The sequence below is a fragment of the uncultured Aquimarina sp. genome (assembly GCF_947492405.1).
Lineage (GTDB): Bacteria > Bacteroidota > Bacteroidia > Flavobacteriales > Flavobacteriaceae > Aquimarina.
The window spans coordinates 97,743-122,989 of sequence record NZ_CANLMP010000011.1 but is presented as its reverse complement, the minus strand read 5'-3'; the positions used below and the strand labels follow the sequence as shown (position 1 = coordinate 122,989).

Here is a 25,247-nt window from a genome sequence, read left to right as displayed (position 1 = left end):
AGTCTTAATTCTTATCTGTAAAACAATCGTATTAATACAATTGCAATACGCGCTGTCAATCAATATATCAATGAACTCTTTCAACGAACCTAACACAATCTTCATCGCCGGTCGTTAATCGTAAATTAAAAAGGAATCGAACCTTAAAAATGACCTAAATCAACCTACTCCAGTATAATCTTTATTCCTATGAACTTCGCTTGTTTCTCAAAGCGGGTGCAAATATACAACCACTTTTTAATCCCACCAAAACTTTTTGAAAAAAAATAAAAGTTTTTTTTGAACCTGAATTAAATCTAACAAAACCCCCTTAAGAACCCGTAAAATCTAAATCAACAAACAAAATCCTAATCAATGAACTTAACAAAACAATATCCCGTTTTGCGGGTGCAAACATACAACCCTTTTTCTTTTCAACAACAAAAAAATCAAGTATTTTTTTCAGAAAATTACAAACCTACTGGTTTTTAAAAAGTTGGATAGCGAATATAATAAAATTAATCAAAATAAAGGGTAATTTTTTTTAAGAAAATACATTACAAATCTATAAAATCACTTCAATTTATGTTTTTGGAATTGATTTAATTGAAGAGAATCAATCAATAAGACTTGTTAAGAAAAGATTTAATCTTTTTTAAAATAAAACCAGAGTACACGATAATAAATAGTTCTCCACCAAATTCGTGAAGATCAATATTTATATCTTAATTTTTTGTTGATGTAGTTTTTATAGTGTCTGTCCATTTATTCCTTAGATTATAGAAACTGAAATCTAGTGCTGTTTTTTGTTCTTCTAAAATATTTGACTGAAAACTTCTTTGCAATATATCTTCTATCCAATAATCTTCTTCTATATTAATAGGATCATACTGTTCTTTCAAAGATATACTAAAAAGCTTAGCGGTGCTATTATACCAAAATGCTTTCCATCCACTCCTATACTCCTTTACTAGATCAAACATTGTTTGACCTGTTTGTCTGTGTATCAACTTCACTAAAATCTGACCTTCGGTACGAGTCATCTTTTTTAATTCGGCTGTAAACTCCTCTTCCATATATTTTTGAAGTATTTTAATATATTTCTTTCGGGCTTTTTTGGATTTGATATTTTTTAATCTTTCGTTTAATTCTGTCAATCTATCAGACGCAAGTTTTGCGTAGGGATATACTTTTCTTGTTTTACGCCTTAATATAAGATACTTTCTTCTCGCTAATCTATCTTTGAACTTAAGCTTACCTAATATTACAACTTCATCAAGACCTATAGCCTCATGTGGAATAGTATCTCCTTCTATAATATAATACTGTACATATCCCAATGTATCTATTTTTGTCGAGTCAATTTCTTTCTGACAAATTCCAACACAGGGAAACAATAATATCAATATGTATAGTAAATGTTTCTGCATAGTAGGTAATGATCTTCTAAAATCGTTCCAAAATTAGTAATAAACAGTTTGTAAACTGTAAAATCTTTGTGAATATTATTAACTTCGTATAAAACAAAAATATATAAATGGCTAAAAAAAGTATATTAAACAAAAAGTCTTTGACTTTTCTCGAGAGATATTTAAATAATGCTGCACCTACAGGTTATGAATGGGAAGGGCAAAAAATATGGATGGATTACCTAAAGCCATATGTAGATGAATTTATTACTGACACATACGGAACCGCTGTTGGTGTGATTAATCCTAAAGCTACATATAAGGTAGTTATAGAGGGGCATGCAGACGAAATTTCATGGTACGTAAACTATATTACAGACAATGGGCTTATATATGTAATTAGAAATGGAGGTAGTGATCATCAAATAGCAACTTCGAAACGTGTAAATATCCATACTAAAAAAGGAATTGTGCAGGGCGTGTTTGGTTGGCCAGCAATTCATACTCGCAAGGGTTCTAAAGAACAAGCTCCAACATTAGAAAATATTTGTATTGATGTAGGATGTAATACGAAAGAAGAAGTTTTAAAACTCGGAGTCCATGTAGGATGTGTTATCACATACCCGGATGAGTTTTTTATTCTTAATAATGATAAGTTTGTTTGTCGCGCTTTAGATAACAGAATGGGTGGTTTTATGATCGCAGAAGTTGCTCGTTTACTAAAGGAGAATAAGGATACGTTAGACTTTGGACTTTATATTACTAACTCTGTACAGGAAGAAATAGGTCTTAGAGGTGCCGAAATGATTACACATACAATCAAACCTGATGTGGCAATTGTAACCGATGTTTGTCATGATACAACTACGCCTATGATAGAAAAGAAAACTCAAGGCGAAACAAAAATCGGTGATGGTCCGGTGATTTCTTATGCACCTGCTGTTCAGAATAGATTAAGAGAATTATTAATTGACACTGCGGAGAAGAAAAAAATACCATTCCAGCGAATGGCATCTAGCAGAATGACAGGTACGGATACTGATGCTTTTGCTTACAGTAATGGTGGAGTAGCATCCGCTTTGATCTCTTTACCCCTTCGTTATATGCATACTACCGTAGAAATGGTTCATCAGGATGACGTAGAGAATGTTATTCGTCTTATATATGAAAGTTTACTTGCCTTAAAATCTGGCGAGACTTTTAGTTATTTCGAAAAACCAAAACCAGCTACGAAGGCAAAACCAAGATCAAAAAGCAAAACAAAAGCTAAGAAATAACTCGACCACCTATTTCAATTTTGATAAAAAAACTGTATTCGGTAAAAGAATGCAGTTTTTTTATGGTAACATTTTGTCGTAAAAAGATACTAACCATTGTAAATCAAAGACAAAACACTAAAAACAAGACTCTTTGTCGGTTTTTACACGCCTTTTATCGAGCATTATTAATATATTTGCATCTTTAATTTTGTACTAAAATATCCCTATGATATCAAAATACTATTTTTTACTACTTCTATTGTTTACCTCATTTATTGTTACTTCTCAAAAGAAATTTGAACCTACAGAAGAAGATATATTACTCGCTAAAGAACTAAGTAGTTCATACCCTGATGAAGATATTGCTTTACTAAAGCATTCTGAGATTATTGATTTTGATTACGACAAAAAAGCCGATAAGGTTATAGTAAAAAACAAGTTTAAACAGGAATTCATCAATTTAAAATCCAGAACGGAAATTCCTTTATTTATAGGATATGATGATCAATCTAAAATTCAAGATGTATATGTTAATCATAGAAATGGCCAATCTGCAGGTGTACGATTTAAAGATGAATATTACAATCAAGAAGAATTATTTCATTCTGATGCCAGAATTAAGTGGGCTGGTTTAAACTTTCCTTTATTAGGATATAAATACACTTTTGGGTATAAAAAAAAATACAAGGATGTTAAATACTTTGTAAACACTTTTTTAGATAGTTATTTCCCAATCGTACAAAAAACAATCACTGTAAATATTCCGAATTGGTTAGATGTAGAGATCAAAGAAATCAATATGGAAACTATTTCTGTAAAAAAAGACAAAAAAGAAATTGAAAACAATGGTATTACCCAATATACTTATACCATAGAAAATGTAGAGGCTGTTACCAAAGAAGAAAACAGTATCGGACCTACACATTATAGACCACACTTGCTCTTTTTGGCGAAGTCTCATACTAAAAATGATACTAAACAAGTATTACTTAACAACACTAAGGATCTCTACAAATGGTATCACTCTCTCGTACTTCAATTAAACAATGATACAGAGTCTCTTAAAGAAAAAACATTATCCATCATTGCAAACAAGAATACTGATGAAGAAAAAATAAAAGCAATATACTATTGGGTTCAGGATAATATAAGATATATAGCTTTTGAAGATGGAATCGCCGGTTTTAAACCGGAAGAAGCTGCGAATGTATATCGTAAAAAATATGGTGATTGTAAAGGAATGGCCAACCTAACTAAACAAATGATGAAGATCGCAGGTTTTGATGCCAGATTATCATGGATTGGTACAAGACGAATTGCTTATGATTACTCGCTACCTACGATAGCTGTGGATAATCATATGATTTGTACTGTGATTGTTAATGACCAAAAATACTTTTTAGACGCTACAGAAAAGTATAATCCTTTAGGAACTTATGCCGAAAGGATACAGAAAAAACAAGTATTGATAGAGAATGATGAGGATTACATTTTAGATACAATACCCTCAAATGTTTCTAAAAACAACATAAAGACAGTAGTATCTAGTTTAAAGATTGAAGAAGAAAAACTTACTGGAACAATTAAAAGAAAGTATGAAGGAGAAAGCAAAACAGACTTTTTATATAATATCAATAATTTAAAAAAAGATAAAAAAAATGAAGTCTTAGAATACTATATTGGACGAGGAGATAAAAATTTGGTTTTGGACGATATCAGTATTACCGATATAAGTAATCGTGATCAAGACCTACATTTATCCTATAACATTATTCAAAATAATGCGATCAGTAGTTTTGAAAATGAGCTTTATATCGATATTGATTATTACAAAAGCTATCAACAATTAGATTTTGACAAAAGAAAAACTGCATTTGTTTTACCATACAAAACTTTAGAAAACACCTCTACCACTATCGAAATTCCTGAGGGATATATTGTGAAAGAACTACCTGAAAATCTTTCGGTAAACAATAAAGATTTTGAAATATCATTCAACTATAAATCTAATAAGGATGAAATTATTTATGAGAAGAATATCAACTTTAAGAACGCCATTATTAGCAAAACTGAGCTGAGCGCCTGGAAGGAGTTTCATAAAAAATTAAAAAAGCAATATCAACAACAAATAATTTTGACCAAAGAATAATGAGAAGATTATTGAATACATCCTCACATTATATCAACTTACATACCATCAACAACAATGAAAAAAACAAGTAATCTAGTTACAAAAATTATATTTATTATCTCTTTTATTCAGACCATAGCTGTATATGGTCAGCTCCCTAAAATTGATAATCTGGCCGAATATATCTGGAGTGAAGATGATCAATATGCAGAACTACCGGCCATTCCTGATAAGTGGCAAAACGAATCCGCTGTAGTAATTCTAAGTGATACTGATTATTATTACTTTAAGGCAAAAAAAGCCCTCAATACACATATAATTATTAGAAGGATTATCAAACTTAATGATCAAGCATCTGTAAATGAGTATTCTGAGTTTAATCAATTAGGGCAAAATAAACAACTAATCGTAAAAATTACAAAGCCAAATGGATCAATAAATATAATTGATGTAGATTCTGAAAAAGTAGAGACCTCAGAGTCCGATGGTACCGTAATATCAGGAATAATATATAAATCGGTAAAAAAAAGCAAATTAGCAATTCCAGATTTAGAAATTGGAGATATTATTGATTATAGTATTTATTATAAAGAAAGAGAACCTATTATGGGAGTCTTAGAAGCTCCATCAGTTAGAGATGTTATCAGCGGAGAATATCCTATCATGAATTATGAATTAGATATTCATTCTAAAAAAGACTTTTTCATCAGCATCAAAACCGAAAATGGAGCTCCACAACCTACAGATATAAGCCCTGAAAAAGGTAAGAACAAACGATATTCTTTTAAAATGAAGGATATAGAGAAAATAGACCCAATCATGTGGGAGTACACTTTATTGGATGCGCCATATGTGAAATTCCAAATAGCTTTAGAAAAAGAGAAAAAAACGGAAGCATTCGTTGGCGAAGAAAAATCCAAGATTAAAGATAACGTAACAGATGAAGAGGTTTTAAATTATTATAAGGGCATCACGGTTTTTGATCATGGATATAAAGGGTCTGATAAATACCTAAAAGATAAAGACTTTTCTAAAAAAGAAAGAATTGAAGAAGCGTATTATTATATGAGACAATACTACCTTAATCAATTTATTGAAGCTGCTGTTGCTTACCAAAACGACTTGACCGTAGATAATCCATTTCAATTTTACGCTTTCCCAAAATACATAACTAAAGAACTAAAATTCATAAATTATTACGCTTCTTTTTTGAGGGAGGAGAAAATTCCTTTCGAGATGATTGCAGCAATACCTAGAAGTCAAGGAAAAATAGATGATCTTCTATTTCCTGATGACATAACCTTGTTTTTAAAAATTAATCTTGACCCTGAAAAACCTCTTTTTGTAAGTCAATTTGGGAATCATACAAACTTCAATTACATCCCATATTATCTAGAAGGTAATGAAGCTTACAGTTTAGAAACTGGTAAAGGACATCGACTAGAGACTATAAAAAAAGTAATGATACCTGTATCTGATTATAAACGTAATAATTCTAATCAAGAATATGACATTACCTTTGTAGATGGTTTCGAGAAAATAAAAGTTTTTAAGAAGTCTGAACTTAAAGGACATAATAAGGTTAGCGAAATTAATGATCGATTAAACTCTTTAAATTTCACAGAAGAAGATCATGAAAAATATAATACTAAAAGGTTATATGATCGTTTAAAAAAGAAAAGAAATAAGAAGAAATACGAAAAGGAATTTCCAGCATTTAAAGAAAAAATAGTTTCAGTTCAAAAAGAATCATATGAGGAGAGTCTTGAAGAAGAATTAGATTTTAAAATTGAAGATTTTTCTTTTGAAGTTCTTGAAACTGGTAGATATAATATAGAAGATGTACTTAGTTATAAAGAGGAATTTCTAGCTGCAAATGACCTTTTAAAAAGAGCTGGACCCAACTACCTTTTTGAAATAGGAAAATTTATAGGTGGACAAATTGCTATTGAAGAAAAAGACAAAGGAAGAGAAGAAGATATTCGCATGCCTTATCCAAGATCTTTTAATAACACTATTAACTTAACTATTCCTGATGGATACGAGGTTGCAGGATTAGATAAACTTGATATTGAAGTAAAAAATGAAACAGGAGGCTTTACCAGTAATCACACCTTAGAAGGAAACAAATTAACCATTAGCACTTTTAAATACTACACACATAATTATGAGCCAAATACCAACTGGTCCAAAATGCTAGAGTTTTTAGAAGCGGCATATCAGTTTTCTCAACAAAAAATATTACTTAAAAAGCAATAATTATTAGTAGCGATATATACTAAACAAATAGCCTTGCAAATTGCAAGGCTATTTGTTTTTATTAAAATTTTAATTATTAAATCTTGTCATTTTTAACAGGTGTAACAAATGCTAACTCATCTATTATTTCTTCAACTATTTCTGGATTCAATAATGTACTTATGTCACCTAGATTAGAAGTATCATTAGACGCAATTTTTCTTAAAATTCGACGCATAATCTTACCACTTCTCGTTTTAGGAAGTCCTGGAACAAATTGTATTTTATCAAGTTTTGCGATGGGACCTATACGCTCGGTGATTTGCTGATTGACTTCTTTACTTAGATTATCTCTATCTCTAGATTCTCCTGTTTCTTTTAGTATAACAAATCCATATAATGCGTTTCCTTTTATATCGTGAGGAAAACCAACAATGGCTGATTCTGCAACAGCGGGATGCTCATTAATCGCATCTTCAATGGGAGCAGTTCCCAGGTTATGGCCTGAAACAATGATTACATCATCTACTCTACCCGTTATTCTGTAATATCCAACTTCATCTCTTAAAGCTCCATCCCCTGTAAAGTATTTATTTTTAAAAGCTGAAAAATATGTATCTCTATATCTTTGGTGATTCCCCCAAATAGTTCGCGCCATCGAAGGCCAAGGAAATTTAACACATAATCGTCCCTCTACTTGATTTCCTTCAATCTCGTTACCATTTTCATCCATTAAAGCTGGTTGTACTCCAGGCATTGGCAAGGTAGCATATGTTGGTTTAGTAGGTGTAGCAAAAGGGATAGGTGAAATCAAAATCCCTCCAGTTTCCGTTTGCCACCAAGTATCTACTATAGGGCATTTCTTTTCTCCAACATGGTCATTATACCAATGCCAGGCTTCTTCATTAATTGGTTCCCCTACAGTGCCTAATACCTTAAGACTTGATAAATCGTATTTTGTCACATAATCAAGATTTTCTTTTGCCAATGCTCTGATAGCAGTTGGCGCCGTATAGAATTGTGTTATTTTATGTTTTTGCACTATATCCCAGAAACGTCCAAAATCTGGATAGGATGGCACTCCTTCGAACATTACCGTAGTTGCTCCATTGGCCAAGGGTCCATATACAATATAAGAATGACCTGTAATCCAACCAATATCTGCGGTACACCAATAAACATCATCTTCTTTATATTGAAAAACATTCTTAAAACTATAGGCTGTATATACCATATATCCCGCTGTGGTATGCATCATACCTTTTGGTTTTCCTGTAGAACCAGAAGTATAAAGAATAAATAGTGGGTCTTCTGCGTCCATAATTTCTGGTATACATTCCTTACTTGCATTATCTAATAAAGGTTGTAACCATTCATCCCGTCCAGCCTTCATCTCTATGTTAGCATTAATTCGTTTTGCGACCAACACAGATTTAATTCCTGGACATTGCTCCAGAGCATCATCTACAATACCTTTTAGATCTATCGTTTTAGATCCACGATAAGATCCATCTGAAGTAATCACCATTTTAGCTTCGCAATCATTAATTCTTGTGGCTAATGCAGTAGCAGAAAATCCAGCAAAAATCACTGAATGTATTGCTCCAATTCTAGCGCAAGCTAGCACCGCAATTGCCAGTTCTGGAATCATAGGAAGATAAATACACACTCGATCCCCTTTCTCTATTCCTTTACTCTTAAGAACATTTGCAAATTTACAGACCCTTTCGTGTAACTGATTATAAGTAATATGTTCTGCAGTGGCTTCTGGGTCGTTGGGCTCAAACAAAATTGCAGTTTTTTCTCCGCGAACATATAAATGCCTATCTATACAATTTTCTGTAATATTCAATTTTGCTCCTTCGAACCATTTTACCTCTGGTTTTGTAAAATCCCAATCCAGAACCTTATCCCACTTTTTTCTCCATAAAAAATGTTCTTCTGCTATTTCGCTCCAAAAAAGTTCTGGATTTCTAACAGATTTCCTATATACCTGAAAATATTCTTCAAGATGTTTTATGTGATAGTTACTCATTATTTATTGTTTTGTTCTTTTACTTTAAAAGTATTCATATAATAATATCTTTTTAAATTTAATCGACAAGCAACGTGCTGTTTTTGCTAAACGACAAATTTTCATATCTGATTAAGATAATTTTTCTTAATGTGTTGCTTCACTTGCGCCACTAGGAATTCTTATATTTTCTACAATTTCCTGAACATCTTTGGGAGGTGCTGCAGTAAATTTGCATACCACCAGAGATACTGTAAAGTTAATCACCATGGCTACAGCACCAAATCCTTCTGGCGAAATGCCAAACCACCATTGATCAGAAGGTGGTAATACCTCATCAAACCAGCCTAATTTATACTTTATCATATATAACAACATACATATTATCCCGATAACCATACCTGCTATAGCACCTTCTTTATTCATGCGCTTGTAGAAAATTCCTAATACAATAGCAGGAAAGAAGGACGCTGCAGCCAATCCAAACGCCAAAGCAACCACAGCAGCTACAAATCCAGGTGGATTAATCCCGAAATACCCAGCTACACAAACTGCTGCAATGGCAGAGATTCTGGCAGCTATTAATTCTCCTTTTTCAGAAATTGTAGGTTTTATTATTTTTTTTATAAGGTCATGAGATACAGATGATGAGATAACTAATAATAATCCCGCTGCAGTAGATAAAGCTGCTGCAAGACCTCCCGCAGCAACCAGCGCAATTACCCAATTAGGTAAGTTAGCAATCTCTGGATTCGCCAAAACCATAATATCTCTATCTACAAATAATTCATTTTCATTAGCATTATTCATGTTAATAATCATACGTTCTCCGTATGTTCCTCGTTGATCTACTTCAAAAATGGGTTTATTCTTATTTCCAACTACTGCGTGTCCTTTGGTATACTGTACCCTTCCATCCCCATTTTTATCCACCCAACCTAAAAGCTCTGTATCCTCCCAGTTCTTGAACCATTTTGGTAAATCTTTATATTCCTTATTCTGAACAGATTCGATCAAGTTAGTCTTTGCAAAAACTGCTACCGCTGGAGCTGTTGTATATAATATTGCAATAAGTAATAATGCGTATCCTGCAGATTTTCGGGCATCCTTTACTCTTTTTACTGTAAAAAAACGAACAATTACATGTGGTAATCCTGCAGTACCAACCATTAGAGCTAGTGTAATTGTAAACACATCCAGTTTAGATTTAGAGCCATCTGTATATGAAGAAAATCCTAACTCCGTACTTAATCCATCTAGTTTATCTAATAAGTATATTCCAGAACCGTCTGCTACGGTATCACCAAATCCAAGTTGTGGAATCGGATTACCAGTCATCTGGATTGAAATAAATATTGCAGGAACCATAAATGCAAAAATCAAAACACAATACTGCGCCACCTGCGTATAAGTGATACCTTTCATTCCTCCTAACACTGCATAAAAAAGAACGATAATCATACCGATGAGCACTCCAGTATTAATATCTACTTCCAGAAATCTGGAAAAGACAATCCCTACTCCTCGCATCTGACCCGCCACATAGGTAAAGGATACTAATAAAGCACAAAACACAGCGACTGATCTTGCTGTTTTAGAATAATAACGATCTCCAATAAAATCAGGAACTGTAAACTTTCCGAACTTACGAAGGTATGGAGCTAATAGTAATGCCAACAAAACATAACCTCCGGTCCAGCCCATTAAATATACCGCACCATCATAACCATCAAATGCAATAATCCCTGCCATAGAAATAAAAGAAGCGGCACTCATCCAATCTGCAGCTGTAGCCATTCCGTTTGCTAACGGTGATACTCCTCCACCAGCTACATAAAACTCTTTTGTAGAATTTGCTCTAGACCATATTGCTATACCAATGTATAAGGCAAACGTAATTCCTACTAAAATATAGGTCCAAATCTGTACGCTCATTATCTATTTGTTTTTGAAGACATTTTAATTTTTATCGTACCCATATTTTTTATCTAACTTATTCATTAATCGAACATATACAAAAATTAAGATAACAAATACATAAATCGAGCCTTGTTGCGCAAACCAAAACCCAAGTTTAAAGCCTCCCAATCGGATTCCATCTAGCAAGTCTTTAAAAAGAATGCCTGCTCCGTATGACACAGCAAACCATATGATAAGTAAAATTGAAAGGTATTTTACATTTTCCTTCCAATATGCTTTGGCTTTTTTTCTTTGTTCTGACATCATTTCTGATCAAAATAAAATTAAATAGACGTACAACTATTCTTAATATGCTTTGATAAATATATTACTTTAAGAATAAAATAAATTAATCCTCAATGATTAATTATCAAGTATTGTATAATTCTAAATTTTAGTAGTATTTTTAAAAAACATCCATTAGTAATAGACATATGGCAGATGAACTTATAGATATATTAGACAGAGACGGAAAACAAACCGGTGAAGTTAGATTAAAATCTGAAGCACATCGACTGGGAATGTATCATGCTAGTGTTCATATTTGGTTTTATACCATGAATGGAAAAGTACTATTACAGAAACGAGCTAAAGATAAAGATACGTTTCCAGATCTGTGGGATATATCGGTTGCAGGTCATATTGGAACAGGAGAAACTATAGAAAACTCGGCGTTACGTGAAATTGACGAAGAAATTGGCTTATCTATAAATGAAAAACAATTAGATTTTATTGGAACATATTTATCAGAAAAACAACCATCACCAAATATGTTTGACAATGAATTCAATTACATTTTTCTTTCAGAATTAAAAGTATCAATAGAAGAACTGACACTGCAAAAAGAAGAAGTATCAGAAATCAAACTAATGCCCATAAAACTTTTAACAAATCATATTCAGGACATAAACATGCATAAAAACTATGTACCACATGATCCTCAATATTATGATTTTATTCTTAAAGAAATCACAAATAGATTGATATAATAACCAGATTGCTACTAACTATGGTAACTTTAATATAACATGTTTAATTATAGTAATTTTGTATTGAAATACAAAAAATAATAAACAAAAACTATGATTTATTCAAATAAAGGAACTGTACAAGCACTTAATGTATTATTAGCAGATTATCATATGTATTATCAAAAGCTTAGAAATTTTCACTGGAACATTACTGGTCGTAATTTCTTTGAATTGCATTTAAAATTTGAAGAGCTATATGAAGATGCTAAATTAAAAATTGACGAAATTGCGGAAAGGATATTAACACTAAGAGCTAAACCAATTAGTAATTATAGTTCGTATCTTACGACTTCTTCTATAAAAGAGGCAGATACTAAATTAGTGGATCACGAAATGGTCTCTGCAATTCTTGAAGATCACGACGCTATTTTGAAACAACTAAAACTTGTAACAGAAGAAGCTGAAGAAGCTGGTGATGATGGGACATTAGATATTACGGGCACATATATTGGAGAATTAGAAAAAACAAGCTGGATGCTAAACGCTTGGAATCAAAAAAATTAAAACTATAAATTTTGAAACTGACAACTTTCTTTCTTTTATTAATTATATCGCTATCAGTAAGTTGTCAGAAAAAAGATAGCACAGACCTAATTATAATTAATGGGTTATCTAAGAATGTTAAAGAAATATCGGGTATCACTAAATTTACTTCGGATACGCTTCTCTATGCTATAAATGATTCTGGCAATGATAATATTCTATTTTGCTTGAATCAGAAGGGGGAAATTATAAAAAAAATTAAAATCCCAAATAGTAAAAACGTAGATTGGGAAGATCTCACCTATGATCATCAAAACAATATATATATAGGTGATTTTGGAAATAATTATAATAACAGAAAAGATCTGGCCATATATAAAGTATCCGATATTTCTAAGAATGATATAGAAGTTCGTAAAATAGAATTTAGTTTAGAGGATCAAAAGAAGTTTCCTCCAGGAAAGAAGAATAAAAATTTTGACATTGAGGCTTTCGTTTATAGAAATGGAAGCTTTTATTTATTTACAAAAAATAGAAGTTCTAAGTTTAACGGAGAGACAAAACTGTATAAAGTTTCTGATACTCCAAGAAAACAAATTGCTAAACTAATTGGAAGTTATAAAACTTGCGATGATGCTAATGACTGTTTTATTAGTGGTGCTGCTATTAATGCTACCGGAGATAAAATAGCACTTCTTACTTATAATAAAATATTTATGTTATCTGACTTTAAAGGTGATGATCTATTTAATGGTACAATTAAAAAGATAAAACTTGATCATTTTTCTCAAAAAGAAGGCATTTGTTTTAAAAATGATACCACACTTTTAATTGTTGACGAAAAAAGAAAAAACAAGAAAGGACGGTTGTATGAATATCATATCAAGTAAACAGCAGTTTTAAGGCCTCCAATCTTCTTCCAGCATCGCGAATTCATAATTATCAGACCATCCAGTTTTAAGAGGTAATACCTTACGTTTATGACCTTCTCTAATCATTCCTGCTTTTTCTAATACTCTAATCGAACCTATATTGTCTATAGCGCACCCAGCTTCAATTCTATGTAATCCAACTTCTTTAAAACCAAACTGTAAAATCGCTTTTGCAGCTTCTGTAGCATATCCTCTACCCCAAAAATCCGGATGTAACTTATACCAGATGGAAGCAATGTTATATTTTGGGTTTCCTATACGTAGAGAAATTAAACCAAGAAATTCATTGTCGGACTGTAAATTGACCGTAAAAACAAATTCTTTTCTCATTCTATAATTCTCAATCCATTCATCAAGGTATACAGTGGTAACTTCTTTATTAGTTGGTATACCTAACGCATTATATTTATCTACTTCAGGAATCGAAAGTAATTCATGAGTTTTAGACAAATCTGATAACGTTACAATTCTAAGTTGTAATCGATTTGTAAGTAGTACGGAAGTTTTCAATATGATTTTTATTAATAATTGATTTTACTAGTAGTACTTTACTAGTCATTATTCATCTCAAAAATATTTTTTAAAAGTTATCAACATTTAAGCACTTAAACCAAAGGTTTAACCTTTTATCGACAAAAACAGTGATATCAATTCATTCTGCGTTAAAAAAAGTAGTACTAAACCTACTTTTAAACAATTGATAGTAAACACAACACTGTTTCTAACTGATTAATAGTAATTTACAGATTAATTTATTCTTAATTTAGACTTGAAATTTGTAGAAAATCGAATACATTTTTCTGTTTACTAACCCCAAAATACATAATTTATATATGAGAGCCGCCCCAGCTTGTCTAATGTTGATTACTTTTTTATCCTGCAATTTACTTTTTTGTCAAAAAAATGTTTCGATCGATAAAACTAGTATTACTAAAAGCACTATACAGGAATCTATAACCCATAGTCCAAAGATTCTAGAAAAAGATAAGATTGATCATTTAAATATTGTAAAGTCCTCGACTAACAAAGCTAAAACAGCCGAAGCTAGATCAAAAGTTACATTAGAAATTTCTGAAACAGTAACTACCTCTGTGCCACGAACTACTTTAGACTTTTTTTAAATAATATTTTTGTTTTGTGAACAAATTGATTGTTCCTTAACCGAGAAGCTCCTGATATTTTCGCATCTTATATTGGGAGCTTCTTTTTTTTAAAAACTCAATCCTAATCCAAAGGTAAATCTTAGACCATCATCACTACTAAACAAATTGAATTGTCCTGCTATAGTATCTACAGCATTGATCCAAAATCCTCCTCCTATAGAATCGTGCCAAATATTAGCATCTTCTCCATCAAACCATACTCTACCGACATCATAACCTCCATAAATCCCTAATTGCAACGGCAGTAAACCTGTTTTGAATTTATTAAAACTATATCTAAGATCTCCACTAAAAGCTAGTGCCTTATCACCAGTAAAACGTTCTTCTCTAAACCCTCTTAAGCTGTTAATCCCACCTAGTGTAGCTGCCTGGTAAAATTCAAAACTATCTCCTATTATAAATTCTGCTTGCACATCCGTTTTCAAAACTAATTTTCGGTTTTTTGTAATTGCATTATAGAATCCTAGTTTTGGATTTATGTAACCAAACGTTCTGTCTGTATCATCCAGATTCATTTTAGAACCTCCTTGCAGTTTAAATAACATGCCTCTGGTAGGATTTGCACTTACATCGAAACTCTTATATTCATAATCCAAGTCTATTCCGGCAAAGAATTTTCTTTCAAAAAAATCAGGATCAGAAGTAACCAAACCAAGTCCGGAAGTAATAAATCTGCCTTGTGAGTCCTGAACTTCTACCCCTTCATAAGATCCCGTAATAGAAAATCCATTTCCATACCTCCCCTTTTTAGCTACTCCAATATCTACTGACCAAATACCTGTTTTAACTCTATTATAATCTAATCCCAGAGCGTCATCAAGATTAATCGTATTGTTTCCAAAACCAAAAAAGTTCTGCGCAAAATTCTCACTTGTATATTTTCCACCTACTTGTAGATTCCAATTACCTACAGCATTGACAAATTCTCCTTTATAGGATATATCATAACCTTCTGTCGCAAAGTAGTACGCTGCTTTTATAGTATGCCTACTTTGGTATGGACTATTATTAAATCCTCTTACCGTATATACATCTGTAATATTAATATTAACCCCATCATCTGGATTAAATCCAACCAATGGTGTTAGCGTATTTGTTTTATCTATATACTTATTATAGTCATAGGTATTGTGATTATAGTTATTACTAAAGATAAACTTGGCTCCACCCTTTTTCTTAATAGTATTCGGTTTTGATTTATGGTCATACACTCTTATTTGTCTTCCATTTTCTATCGTGTATATGTCGTTATTCTGTCCACCGACAATTCTTGTACAGATTGGATTTTTTCCTTCTCCTGTAACTATAAATTGATCATCATCATCTAATCCATAAATCCATATTTCTTTAGTTTCTTTAGAAGACATAGTTCTTTCATAAAATGGTTTTTGAGGAGTACCATCTTTTATTCTTGAAATTTTTACCGTTGTTTGATTATCATCCCTTATGATTTCAAAAAGATCATCTTTATCTGTTCCTTTAATAATAACTTGTTTAGAAAGGTATTTATAGTATCGTTCTGCGATATCCTCTACATCATCTCTTCTTTTTCTAAGATATTTTTTGATTCTTTCTGCTGTCCCATCTTGTAATTCTGATGGCAAATTCCTGAATGCTTTGTCAATAGATTCATCACTAAGATTTTCTTTAATATACTTAGCTTGCTCTAACCAGATCTGTTTGCCGGAACTTTGTGCAAATGTTCTGTCTAATCGTATTCCAGCTTCATTAATCCATCGAATATTTTTTAATTTCTCATCATACACCTGAAACTTTCTTGTTATCGGAACGATAAACTTTATAACATCAAGTAGTCCTCCATCATAATTAGAAAACACCTGATCACGATCCTTAGGTATTGGCCTATACATTTTGCCTTGATCCGTATCAAAACGGGACCACCTCCATTGATCAGAATGTCTGTCCCAATCTCCTAAAATCATATCAAATAATCTGGTTCTAATATAATGAGGTTCATCCATCTGATACTCTTCATCTTTTCTTAGGTTTTTAAGCAAATCATCTGTCCCTTCAATATCATCAGATTTCCCAAAAGAAGCAACATCTTTATGTTCTTTACCTGGACGCTCTTCTAGAAAATACATTTCATCACCAAAGTCTTTATTATACATCCCTAGAGCTGGATGCTTAGGTATATAGTACACTTTTGAGTTAGCATGATATACATCAATCGCATCTGCTAAACCACCTACAACTAAAAAAGCATATGGATAACTAGAAGTGTAGAAATCTGCAAGAAATTCTTCTGTAAATGTATCGTCAAAACCATTTTCTAAATAAGTATCTACAAATACACCCTTTTGTAAAAACTGTGTAACACTCTTTCTCATAGCCCTCAAGCTATAACGTTTCCCATCTTTATCTATCAACCGTAAAGACCTAGTTACCTGCCCCCCTCCTCTTCTATCAATAGTGAATCCACCCATTAAAGTATCTAATGTAGCGACCGGGATTTTAATATCCGTACTATATACATCTCTATAGTGATCTCCCCATAATGATTGGTAAAAATTAGATTTTGTAGTTTCTTCTCTACTATATATAGATGCCGAAACTTTAGTATCAAAAGAATTATCTAATTTACCACTATCATATGCTTCTGGTTGTTTATGAACACCTTTTTGATACACTAGTTTTGCTTGTCCTTCTTCATTACCATAGAAACGCACGTTAGATGATCCGTCTTTATATACATCCAATATCGCAAAACCTTGATTGGGATATGAGAACAATCCATCTTTCCCTAAGGAAGCTGCGGAAACTTTGGAACCAGATCCAGATACTATTTGTTTTAAACCATCACTATCTATATATTGTAATGAATGTTCATGTCCAGAAGCAAAGATCACTCTTTCGCTATCTCTTGCATACGTTGACAATCTTCTCATCAACTGATTATAACTTTCATTATATCGATCTTGTGGAGATACTCCTCCTTGTGATCGAATTTGTGTGACTAGAGATCCTAAGACTGGTAAGGGTATGTTCTTTTTAGAAGGAAATATATGACTCTTAAAATTATACTTCCCACCATGAGGTCCATTAGTAAACATCGGATGATGCATTACGACGAGAACGGTCTTACTATTATGTTTTTTAAGTTCTCCGGCTACTTCATTTAGAAACTTATCTCTCGTTTTAATTTCGCAATTATCATTCATTGTTGGATTCTTGTTCCAATCTGCCAGATACCATTGCGTATCAAGAATAATCAATTGAATTTGATCACTTACTTCTATACTCTCAATAGGACAACCTTTTGACGGTAAAAAGGCTTTTTTACTATCTATCTTTTTTCTTACATATTTTTCTTGCCTTTTTACACCTTTTACTCCATCATTATACCAATCATGATTTCCAGGTATAAACACTACGTCTCCTTCAAACGAATCTGCTGCATTAACCTGAGCATCTATTCGATGCTCTGACAAGGTTCTTTCCTTGGATTCTTTATCAGGCATTCCTTTTTGATAAATATTATCTCCTAAATAGATCAGGTAATCTTCCTTTGTATCTTCTTTTTCTATAATCTGCTTTAAAGCTTCGAGTCCTAATGTACTCTCATTCAAATTAGCATTACCCGCATCACCAACTAAGTAGAAACTTTTCTCTATCTCCTTATCCGGTAATGTTTGTGAAAAATTTTCGTCTAAATACTGAGGTGTGTAAGTTGCACAAGAGTTTAATAATAAAATGAAGATTATTAAGAAGGTCTGTATATTTTTATTCATAAAAGGGTGCATTCATTTTTTTTTAATTATTTTGGTTACTGAAAAATTATAATATGGAAACCCTAGTTGAAAAAACTGATAATTTCGTTTCTAATCTTTTTGCAAAAAAGCTTCCTGAAACTTGTATCTATCATAATTATACTCATACCAAAAGAGTATTTAAAAGTACAAAAGAAATTATTGACAACACTACTATTTCTGAAGAAGATGCACAAGCATTATTATTAACAGCTTTGCTTCATGATACGGGTTACTCGGAAAGTATTGATAATCACGAGGAACATAGTGTTCGCATTTCTACAGTTTTTCTAAAAGAGCAAAATGTTTCTGAAGAAATTATTGATAAAATTTCTTCACTAATAATGGCTACCAAAATGGAACATCAGCCAACTAATTTATTAGAAGAAGTTATTAGAGATGCCGATGCTTCACATTTAGCAAAAGAATATTTCGAAGAAACCAGTGAATTCTTACGACAGGAATTTGAACTAAATTGTAATGAAAGCTACAGTAATACGGACTGGTTAAAAATTAATATCGATTTTCTACAGAATAAGCATAAGTTCTATACCGAATATGCCATTAAAAATTGGCAACCAAAAAAAGAAAAACATCTTTTGAAAATTTTAAATGAACAAGCAGCTTTAAAGAAAAAAAAGAAAAAAGAAAAACTTAAAAAATTAGTAAAAGAGGAAAGCCCTGAAAAAGGAATTCAAACTTTGTTTAGAGTTACTTTACGAAATCATTTAAAATTAAGTGACATTGCCGATACAAAAGCCAATATTCTTTTATCTGTAAATGCTATTATCATATCACTAGCGTTATCTAATTTAATTCCTAAATTAGATAATCCTTCTAACCAATATCTTATTTATCCTACTCTAATATTTATTATTTTTAGTATTGCTTCTATGCTACTATCTGTATTGGCGACAAGGCCAAATGTAACAGGTGGTGAATTTACTCGTAAGGAAATCGAAGAGAAAAAAGTTAACTTATTATTCTTTGGTAATTTTCATAAAATGCCCTTAAATGAGTATAAATGGGCTATGCATGAGCTTATGGATGATAAAGAGTATATTTATGATACTATGATAAAAGATTTGTATTTTTTAGGTAAAGTACTTCATAGAAAATATAAAATACTTCGTATTACGTACACTGTTTTTATGATTGGTTTTATTACCTCTTCTATTTCTTTTGTAATAGCCTTCAATACCTTGCAGTAAGATAAATTATTTATTTATCTCTTTCATTAGGTCATCATAGGTATAATATTCTTGGTCTTCTTTATTTTTGTTATAGAGAATATTTACTCTTAAAGCTTTAAGACCTGTAACGCCTTGTAGATCATCTAGCTCTACTATCTCTATTTCATCTTCAAGATAATTCTTAGACTGCAAGAAGTTGATATACTTTATATATTCTATTTCATCCGAACGTTGAGAATATACAACTACTAACTTTCCTTTCTCTGTAATACGCTGATCAGTTCCTTTAATTTTTGCTTTATCTACTCTTTTCTTTACTACCTCATATCGTGCATTATATGTACCATCTACATCAAATCGTTTTTCATCCATCCTAAATCTCACCGACAAGGAAGCATTAAATACTAAAACCATAGAAGCTACATCAAGTGCTACAGGAAGATCTTTTTTAAGTTGATAATACTCATTCTCCATTTCGCACATCACCTGCAATTGCCACAACCTTAGATTATATAAGTATATTTTATTAAAACTATTCTGCTTAGTAATGGATTCACCTATATATAAGTTATGTTCTACACCATCAGTCTTGAATCTTTCGAAATAGTGAGGATACATTTTTTGAGCCTCCTCTTGTTTTTTATCCAATAAAGCTGCCATCTTCTTATTAATCAACATCACTGACTCATCATAAGCTTTACGATGTTTATATAATGTTTTACTACTTTTATCTAGTGAGTTATTATATTGATTAATTAAACCTTCTAATGATACATTAGTACCTTTAAGGTGTTTAAACAATGGTTTGATTTCATTCTTAATAAAATCCAAAATCTTTTGCTCACTATCTACCTGAAGACGATCAGTAACTAAATTTATATAATTATTAATTCTAAATTTAATTTCTTCATATATAGGTAAAGGATCTAATTCTATTACCTTATTAATGACTTTCGCAATTGATTTAAGTTGTAATACTAAGTCTTTTTGCACAGAACTATTTCTCGCATCAGACGAACCTTTAATATCTATCTGTCCAAACAATGGATATACATCTTCGAATACTACTTCTCTAAAAGAAACTGGATTTTCTTCGACTTTAGCCCGCATGAAACGTTTTGCTTCCTGTCTAAATTTCCAATATACACTAGGGTGTATGGACGTACATTCTTGCTGAATTACCAATTCTAATTCATCTTCAGCTTTCGCCTTAGATCTTAATACAGAATCTACCAAATATGGCATGATATCCTGAAGCTTATTCGCATTAATACTATTTAGCTCCTGAATATTTGGTGAAACAATTTCTAAAACTCCTAACAACTTTCCATCATTCTCTATGGGAGCAATAATTGCGCTTTTTATATTTTGTTTAACCAAATTAGTATACATAAGCTCTTCGGGATAGGCTTTATGCATTTTATCTATATTCGAAATTGCAAAAGGTTCAGATTTTTCGAACATAGAGTAATAAGTACCTTTACACAAAGCTGTTTCACAACAATCTGAATACTCATCATATAAAATGTAACTATCAATAGTCTTAAACGGAACTCTTTCTAAAACACGTTCTTCTTCGTTGTAATTAGAAAAACCAACTTTGATTTCTGGAAGATTAAATACACCTCTAAATATATCCTGAAAACTACCTATAAAGTCTCCTTGCTTTTTATCATACTTTAATAAACTCGTTTTAAACTCGGATAAAGCAAAGTCTGTTGTAACATCAAAAAGATTGGCAATAACAATTCCTTTGAACATCCAACTATTGGGTGGAAACTTTTCTTTCCAAATTTCTACATTATCAAAATTATCAATCAATACTGCAACATCTTCCTCTGTAATATCTGTTGCCTTATCAGTTTTGATCACCTCAATAAAATCTCCATTGTATAAAATTCTATAATGTCGTATGATTCCAGCCGCATCAGGAATGTCATAAAAAAACGGTCTTCTGAAATCAATTTTATATCCATAATATTGACTCAAAATAATACTGCATCCCATTATAAAATAATGATCCTCATCTAAATTTTTAATCTGAGGCTCAAAATCATAACCAGCTGCTTTTATAATGTTTTTATATCGCTGAGTAGATTTTACAACTGTATTATTAAAGGGTATTGTAGCTATTTTTATTTCATTCTTCTGTAAAATCTGAGCAAAAGAATCTTCTAAAACTAATTCTATCTGAGGTAATAACTCCTGGACTCTTTCTTCTGTAGTAATTCCTTCTTCTAATTCAGGATACTCTGCCGCTATCTGTAAAATACTTTCAGCACGATCACGCAGCAATTTATTATCGCTATTCAAAAACTCTCTATATTGATCAAAGAATAAAGAGAAGCTTATCCTAATATCTAACGGAAAATCATGCTCCAATACCTTCATAACGGTTTATTTATGGTAGTTAAACAAAAATAATACAAAACTTTGACACCTAATTATAGTATTAACAATTAATTAATCTATTACGTTATAGTAATCTTTTTAGGTTGCTTATTATTAAGTCGAATATTCTAAAGGAACTAGGACAGAAAAAATCAAAAATATTGTTCTATTCTTAATAAATTCAGACAAAACCCCCATTTTGTATTCATAACACTACTAATTAGACTTAGATAGTATGGATTTCGTTACACTATAGACCATGTTAAATTCATTGTTTTTCTGTAAACAATAAAAAATTAACATTTACCTATATTTAAAAGTTAATTTTTAGTGTTTAAGGTTCTTATTATATATTTTTACGGATCAAAAAAATACAAGAATGAAAAAAATAGTACTGCTCGCACTTATATTGTTATCAGTAGCATGTGAAAAAGAAGAGAAAGGTTATTCAATTTCTGCGGAAACAAAAGGGTTTGAAGATGGAATGACGGTATATGTCAATGCTATAAATCAGTCTAACCGACCTACTATTATTGATTCTGCCACAATTAAAAACGGTAAATTTAAAATTTCATTACCTGTTGTAGAAAGTAATGACTTTAATTATCTAACCTTTAATGGAGTTCCTCAAAATGTTTTGTTTTTAGCAGAAAACAACCCTATCCAAATGACTATTTACAAAGATAGTTTGCGATCTTCTATTATTAAAGGTGGTTCAGAAAACCAATTGTTCTTTTCCTATTTAAAGAAAATGAATGCTTTTGGAAAGGAAAAACAAGAACTTAGCAATCAATTTCAAATAGCTTCTAAATTAAAGGAAACAGATAAAGCTGCGCAAATATCTGCTCAATTACAGGAGACATTAAAAAAGGAAAACAATTTCCGAAAAGAGATTGCTGAAAATAATCCTAATTCTTTAGTGGCCGTTATGGCACTTACAGATCTTTTAAATCTTAAAGCAACTCCTGCTAAACAAATAAAGAAAATATACGCAACTGTAGAAGATAGTCTTAAAACATCTCGTTTAGGTAAAAATCTTGATCGATTGATTACCGCATCGATTGGTAAAATTGATATCGGTAGTGAAGCTGAAGATTTTTCTGCTCCTAATCCAGAAGGAAAAGTAGTTTCTCTAAAAGAATCAATGGGCAAAATTACAATTATCGATTTTTGGGCATCATGGTGCAAACCTTGTAGAGCAGAAAATCCAAATGTAGTGAGAGTATATAATAAATATCATGATAAAGGCCTAAATATTATAGGTGTCTCTTTAGATAGAAATAAGGACCATTGGACAAAAGCGATCAGTCAAGATAATTTAGAGTGGAATCATGTATCGCATTTAAAATTCTGGCAAGATCCAATTGCTAAAGCATACGGTGTAAGATCAATTCCTGCTACCTTCATATTGGACGAAAAAGGAAATGTTATTGCAAAAAACTTAAGAGGACCGGCATTAGAAACTAAAATTTCAGAATTATTAGGAGAGAAATCTTTATAAATTTTATCTATAAAAAATTAAAAAAGATCCGATTATCGGGTCTTTTTTTATATCTAAAGTTTACCTAATCGTTGCATCACAAATAAAATAATGATAGGAATTGCAAGCAATCCTATCATAAGTAAATTTTCTTTAAACAGAAAAGGTGCAAATATCAGGGTTATTATATAGCCTCCAACTGCTCCACCAAAATGAGCATCGTGACCAATATTCCCTGTTTTGCTTTTCATGCCGTAAATAGAATACAACAAATACGCTACTCCAAATAAATAACCTTTAATTCCAAAGTTTTCGAAAGGCAAAAAAGCAAAATATAATTTCTTCTCAGGGAAAATTAAAATAGATGAATACAAAACTCCCGAAACGGCTCCACTAGCACCAACCGCACTATAATGGTATTCGTCTTTATGAAAGAATAAAGAAAACAAATTACCCAATAATAAACTCCCAAAATAAATAATTAGAAACTGAACATTACCTAAATTCTCAATAACATCTGGAGCAAAGAAATATAGCGTAAACATATTAAAAAACAAATGCATCATATCTACATGCAAAAAACCAGAAGCAAGCATACGTAACTGCTCTCCCCTTCTAATTCCTCCTATATTAAACTTATAGCGTTCAAAAAAAGAAAAATCATTCAACCCCTTTAATGAAATAAGAACATTTGCCAGTATAATAACAATGACAACAACATCAAGATTTAGCATATACAATTTTTTGTCGTTCAAATATAATACATATTTCAACCTAAAAAAGCGCGATTTTAACCTGAAATAAGCTTACTCTATATTTTCTTTATACTATATGAAAAAATATTACCTTTAGCCGCTTAAATAGAATTCAATGCAATTAGTAATTTATAGCCTTGTATATCCTTTACTTTGGATGATATCTAAACTACCTTGGCGATTATTTTATATGTTCTCAACCTTTACATATATATTGGTTTATCATATTATTAGGTATAGAAGAAAAACAGTGACAGAAAACTTAAACTTAGCTTTTCCTAATAAAGAAGCAAAAGAAATCAATCGTATCCGAAAAGCCTCATATAAGCATATGTGCGATATGTTTCTGGAAATGATAAAGTCTTTATCTATTAGTGAAAAAGATATCATAGAGCGTTTTCACGTAACCAACCTAGATGCTTTGGTAACGTTAGAGAACAAAAACAAAAGTTTCATTACTATGATGGGGCATTATAATAGTTATGAATGGACCAATTCTATAGATCTAATTAGTAAATTTAGATGTGTAGGTATTTACAAACCTATCAAAAACAAATATTTTGATAAATTAGTTCACCGTATCCGGGGAAGGTTTAATTCTAGATTAATACCAAGCGCTAAGGTTTTTAGAGAAATGACTATGGATCAAAGAAAAGAAAACCCAGAACTTAGTTTATATGGTTTAATCTCAGATCAGTCTCCTAAACTTAACAACGCTACATTTTGGACAGATTTTATGGGAATAAAAGTTCCTGCTTTTGTAGGAGGAGAAGTACTTTCCAGAAGGTTAGGTCTTAGCATATTTTATCTTCATGTGGAAAAGATAAAAAGAGGGTATTATCAGGCTACTTTAGTTCCTATTTCTGAAGATCCAAAAAACGAAGAAGAATATACTATAACAAAAAAGTTTACACAATTACTAGAAGCGCAAATACAACAAAAACCTGAAAACTATTTATGGACACATAAGCGTTGGAAACATCGTAATGCACAACCTCCAAAAGATGCTGTAATCGCTTAACTTTATTACTTTTTTAAGATTACACTAAGATTTTAGGCC

Annotated in this window: 18 protein-coding genes; 10 read left to right on the top strand and 8 right to left on the bottom strand. The window is 31.5% G+C overall.

Features of this window, described 5'->3' with window-relative positions:
* Nucleotides 1–704 precede the first annotated feature (704 nt).
* The gene (locus Q0829_RS26765) at nucleotides 705–1,409 is read right to left on the bottom strand and encodes a DUF4294 domain-containing protein (RefSeq protein ID WP_298549020.1); all 705 of its coding nucleotides are present in this window, start codon (nucleotides 1,407–1,409) and stop codon (nucleotides 705–707) included.
* Nucleotides 1,410–1,516: 107 nt separating this feature from the next.
* Between Q0829_RS26765 and Q0829_RS26760 the strand changes: the two genes are divergently transcribed.
* The 3 genes from Q0829_RS26760 (at nucleotide 1,517) to Q0829_RS26750 (ending at nucleotide 7,037) form a co-directional block, all read left to right on the top strand.
* The gene (locus tag Q0829_RS26760; protein WP_298549018.1) at nucleotides 1,517–2,665 is read left to right on the top strand and encodes a M42 family metallopeptidase; all 1,149 of its coding nucleotides are present in this window, start codon (nucleotides 1,517–1,519) and stop codon (nucleotides 2,663–2,665) included.
* Nucleotides 2,666–2,873: 208 nt separating this feature from the next.
* Nucleotides 2,874–4,796, top strand: a complete 1,923-nt coding sequence (locus Q0829_RS26755; protein WP_298549016.1) for a transglutaminase domain-containing protein — start codon at nucleotides 2,874–2,876, stop codon at nucleotides 4,794–4,796.
* Nucleotides 4,797–4,853: 57 nt separating this feature from the next.
* Nucleotides 4,854–7,037 carry a DUF3857 domain-containing protein gene (locus tag Q0829_RS26750; RefSeq protein ID WP_298549014.1) on the top strand — a complete coding sequence of 728 codons (2,184 nt, stop codon included), beginning with the start codon at nucleotides 4,854–4,856 and terminating at the stop codon, nucleotides 7,035–7,037.
* Between the two features lie 76 nt (nucleotides 7,038–7,113).
* Here Q0829_RS26750 and acs read toward each other — a convergent pair whose 3' ends face one another.
* The 3 genes from acs to Q0829_RS26735 form a co-directional block, all read right to left on the bottom strand.
* Entirely contained in the window at nucleotides 7,114–9,051 is a 1,938-nt protein-coding gene (acs, locus tag Q0829_RS26745; protein WP_298549011.1) for an acetate--CoA ligase, read from the bottom strand.
* Between the two features lie 126 nt (nucleotides 9,052–9,177).
* Nucleotides 9,178–10,965, bottom strand: a complete 1,788-nt coding sequence (locus tag Q0829_RS26740; RefSeq protein WP_298549009.1) for a sodium:solute symporter family protein — start codon at nucleotides 10,963–10,965, stop codon at nucleotides 9,178–9,180.
* 24 nt (nucleotides 10,966–10,989) lie between these two features.
* Nucleotides 10,990–11,253 carry a DUF4212 domain-containing protein gene (locus Q0829_RS26735; protein ID WP_298549007.1) on the bottom strand — a complete coding sequence of 88 codons (264 nt, stop codon included), beginning with the start codon at nucleotides 11,251–11,253 and terminating at the stop codon, nucleotides 10,990–10,992.
* 170 nt (nucleotides 11,254–11,423) lie between these two features.
* Here Q0829_RS26735 and Q0829_RS26730 point away from each other — a divergent pair, with 170 nt between their 5' ends.
* From Q0829_RS26730 to Q0829_RS26720, 3 genes are all read left to right on the top strand, one after another.
* A complete protein-coding gene (locus tag Q0829_RS26730; protein WP_298549005.1) occupies nucleotides 11,424–11,978 on the top strand; it encodes an NUDIX domain-containing protein in 555 nt (184 codons plus the stop codon).
* A gap of 93 nt (nucleotides 11,979–12,071) precedes the next feature.
* On the top strand, nucleotides 12,072–12,524 hold the full coding sequence (locus Q0829_RS26725; protein WP_298549003.1) for a DNA starvation/stationary phase protection protein: 453 nt from the start codon (nucleotides 12,072–12,074) through the stop codon (nucleotides 12,522–12,524).
* Nucleotides 12,525–12,535: 11 nt separating this feature from the next.
* Complete coding sequence (locus Q0829_RS26720; RefSeq protein ID WP_298549001.1) at nucleotides 12,536–13,393, top strand: SdiA-regulated domain-containing protein; 858 nt, start codon at nucleotides 12,536–12,538, stop codon at nucleotides 13,391–13,393.
* Nucleotides 13,394–13,402: 9 nt separating this feature from the next.
* Here the strand turns inward: Q0829_RS26720 and Q0829_RS26715 are convergent, their stop codons facing one another.
* On the bottom strand, nucleotides 13,403–13,945 hold the full coding sequence (locus tag Q0829_RS26715) for a GNAT family N-acetyltransferase (RefSeq protein WP_298548999.1): 543 nt from the start codon (nucleotides 13,943–13,945) through the stop codon (nucleotides 13,403–13,405).
* Nucleotides 13,946–14,268: 323 nt separating this feature from the next.
* Here Q0829_RS26715 and Q0829_RS26710 point away from each other — a divergent pair, with 323 nt between their 5' ends.
* On the top strand, nucleotides 14,269–14,556 hold the full coding sequence (locus tag Q0829_RS26710; RefSeq protein ID WP_298548996.1) for a hypothetical protein: 288 nt from the start codon (nucleotides 14,269–14,271) through the stop codon (nucleotides 14,554–14,556).
* Between the two features lie 89 nt (nucleotides 14,557–14,645).
* Here Q0829_RS26710 and Q0829_RS26705 read toward each other — a convergent pair whose 3' ends face one another.
* A complete protein-coding gene (locus Q0829_RS26705; RefSeq protein ID WP_298548994.1) occupies nucleotides 14,646–18,350 on the bottom strand; it encodes a metallophosphoesterase in 3,705 nt (1,234 codons plus the stop codon).
* Nucleotides 18,351–18,403: 53 nt separating this feature from the next.
* On the opposite strand from Q0829_RS26705, the gene Q0829_RS26700 reads away from it, so the two are divergent.
* On the top strand, nucleotides 18,404–19,579 hold the full coding sequence (locus Q0829_RS26700) for a Pycsar system effector family protein (protein WP_298548992.1): 1,176 nt from the start codon (nucleotides 18,404–18,406) through the stop codon (nucleotides 19,577–19,579).
* A gap of 6 nt (nucleotides 19,580–19,585) precedes the next feature.
* Here the strand turns inward: Q0829_RS26700 and Q0829_RS26695 are convergent, their stop codons facing one another.
* Nucleotides 19,586–21,952 carry a GAF domain-containing protein gene (locus Q0829_RS26695; protein WP_298548990.1) on the bottom strand — a complete coding sequence of 789 codons (2,367 nt, stop codon included), beginning with the start codon at nucleotides 21,950–21,952 and terminating at the stop codon, nucleotides 19,586–19,588.
* Nucleotides 21,953–22,331: 379 nt separating this feature from the next.
* Between Q0829_RS26695 and Q0829_RS26690 the strand changes: the two genes are divergently transcribed.
* Nucleotides 22,332–23,453 carry a TlpA disulfide reductase family protein gene (locus tag Q0829_RS26690; RefSeq protein ID WP_298548988.1) on the top strand — a complete coding sequence of 374 codons (1,122 nt, stop codon included), beginning with the start codon at nucleotides 22,332–22,334 and terminating at the stop codon, nucleotides 23,451–23,453.
* Between the two features lie 53 nt (nucleotides 23,454–23,506).
* Here Q0829_RS26690 and Q0829_RS26685 read toward each other — a convergent pair whose 3' ends face one another.
* Nucleotides 23,507–24,166 carry a rhomboid family intramembrane serine protease gene (locus tag Q0829_RS26685; protein WP_298548985.1) on the bottom strand — a complete coding sequence of 220 codons (660 nt, stop codon included), beginning with the start codon at nucleotides 24,164–24,166 and terminating at the stop codon, nucleotides 23,507–23,509.
* 136 nt (nucleotides 24,167–24,302) lie between these two features.
* Between Q0829_RS26685 and Q0829_RS26680 the strand changes: the two genes are divergently transcribed.
* On the top strand, nucleotides 24,303–25,208 hold the full coding sequence (locus tag Q0829_RS26680; protein WP_298548981.1) for a lysophospholipid acyltransferase family protein: 906 nt from the start codon (nucleotides 24,303–24,305) through the stop codon (nucleotides 25,206–25,208).
* Nucleotides 25,209–25,247: the final 39 nt, after the last annotated feature.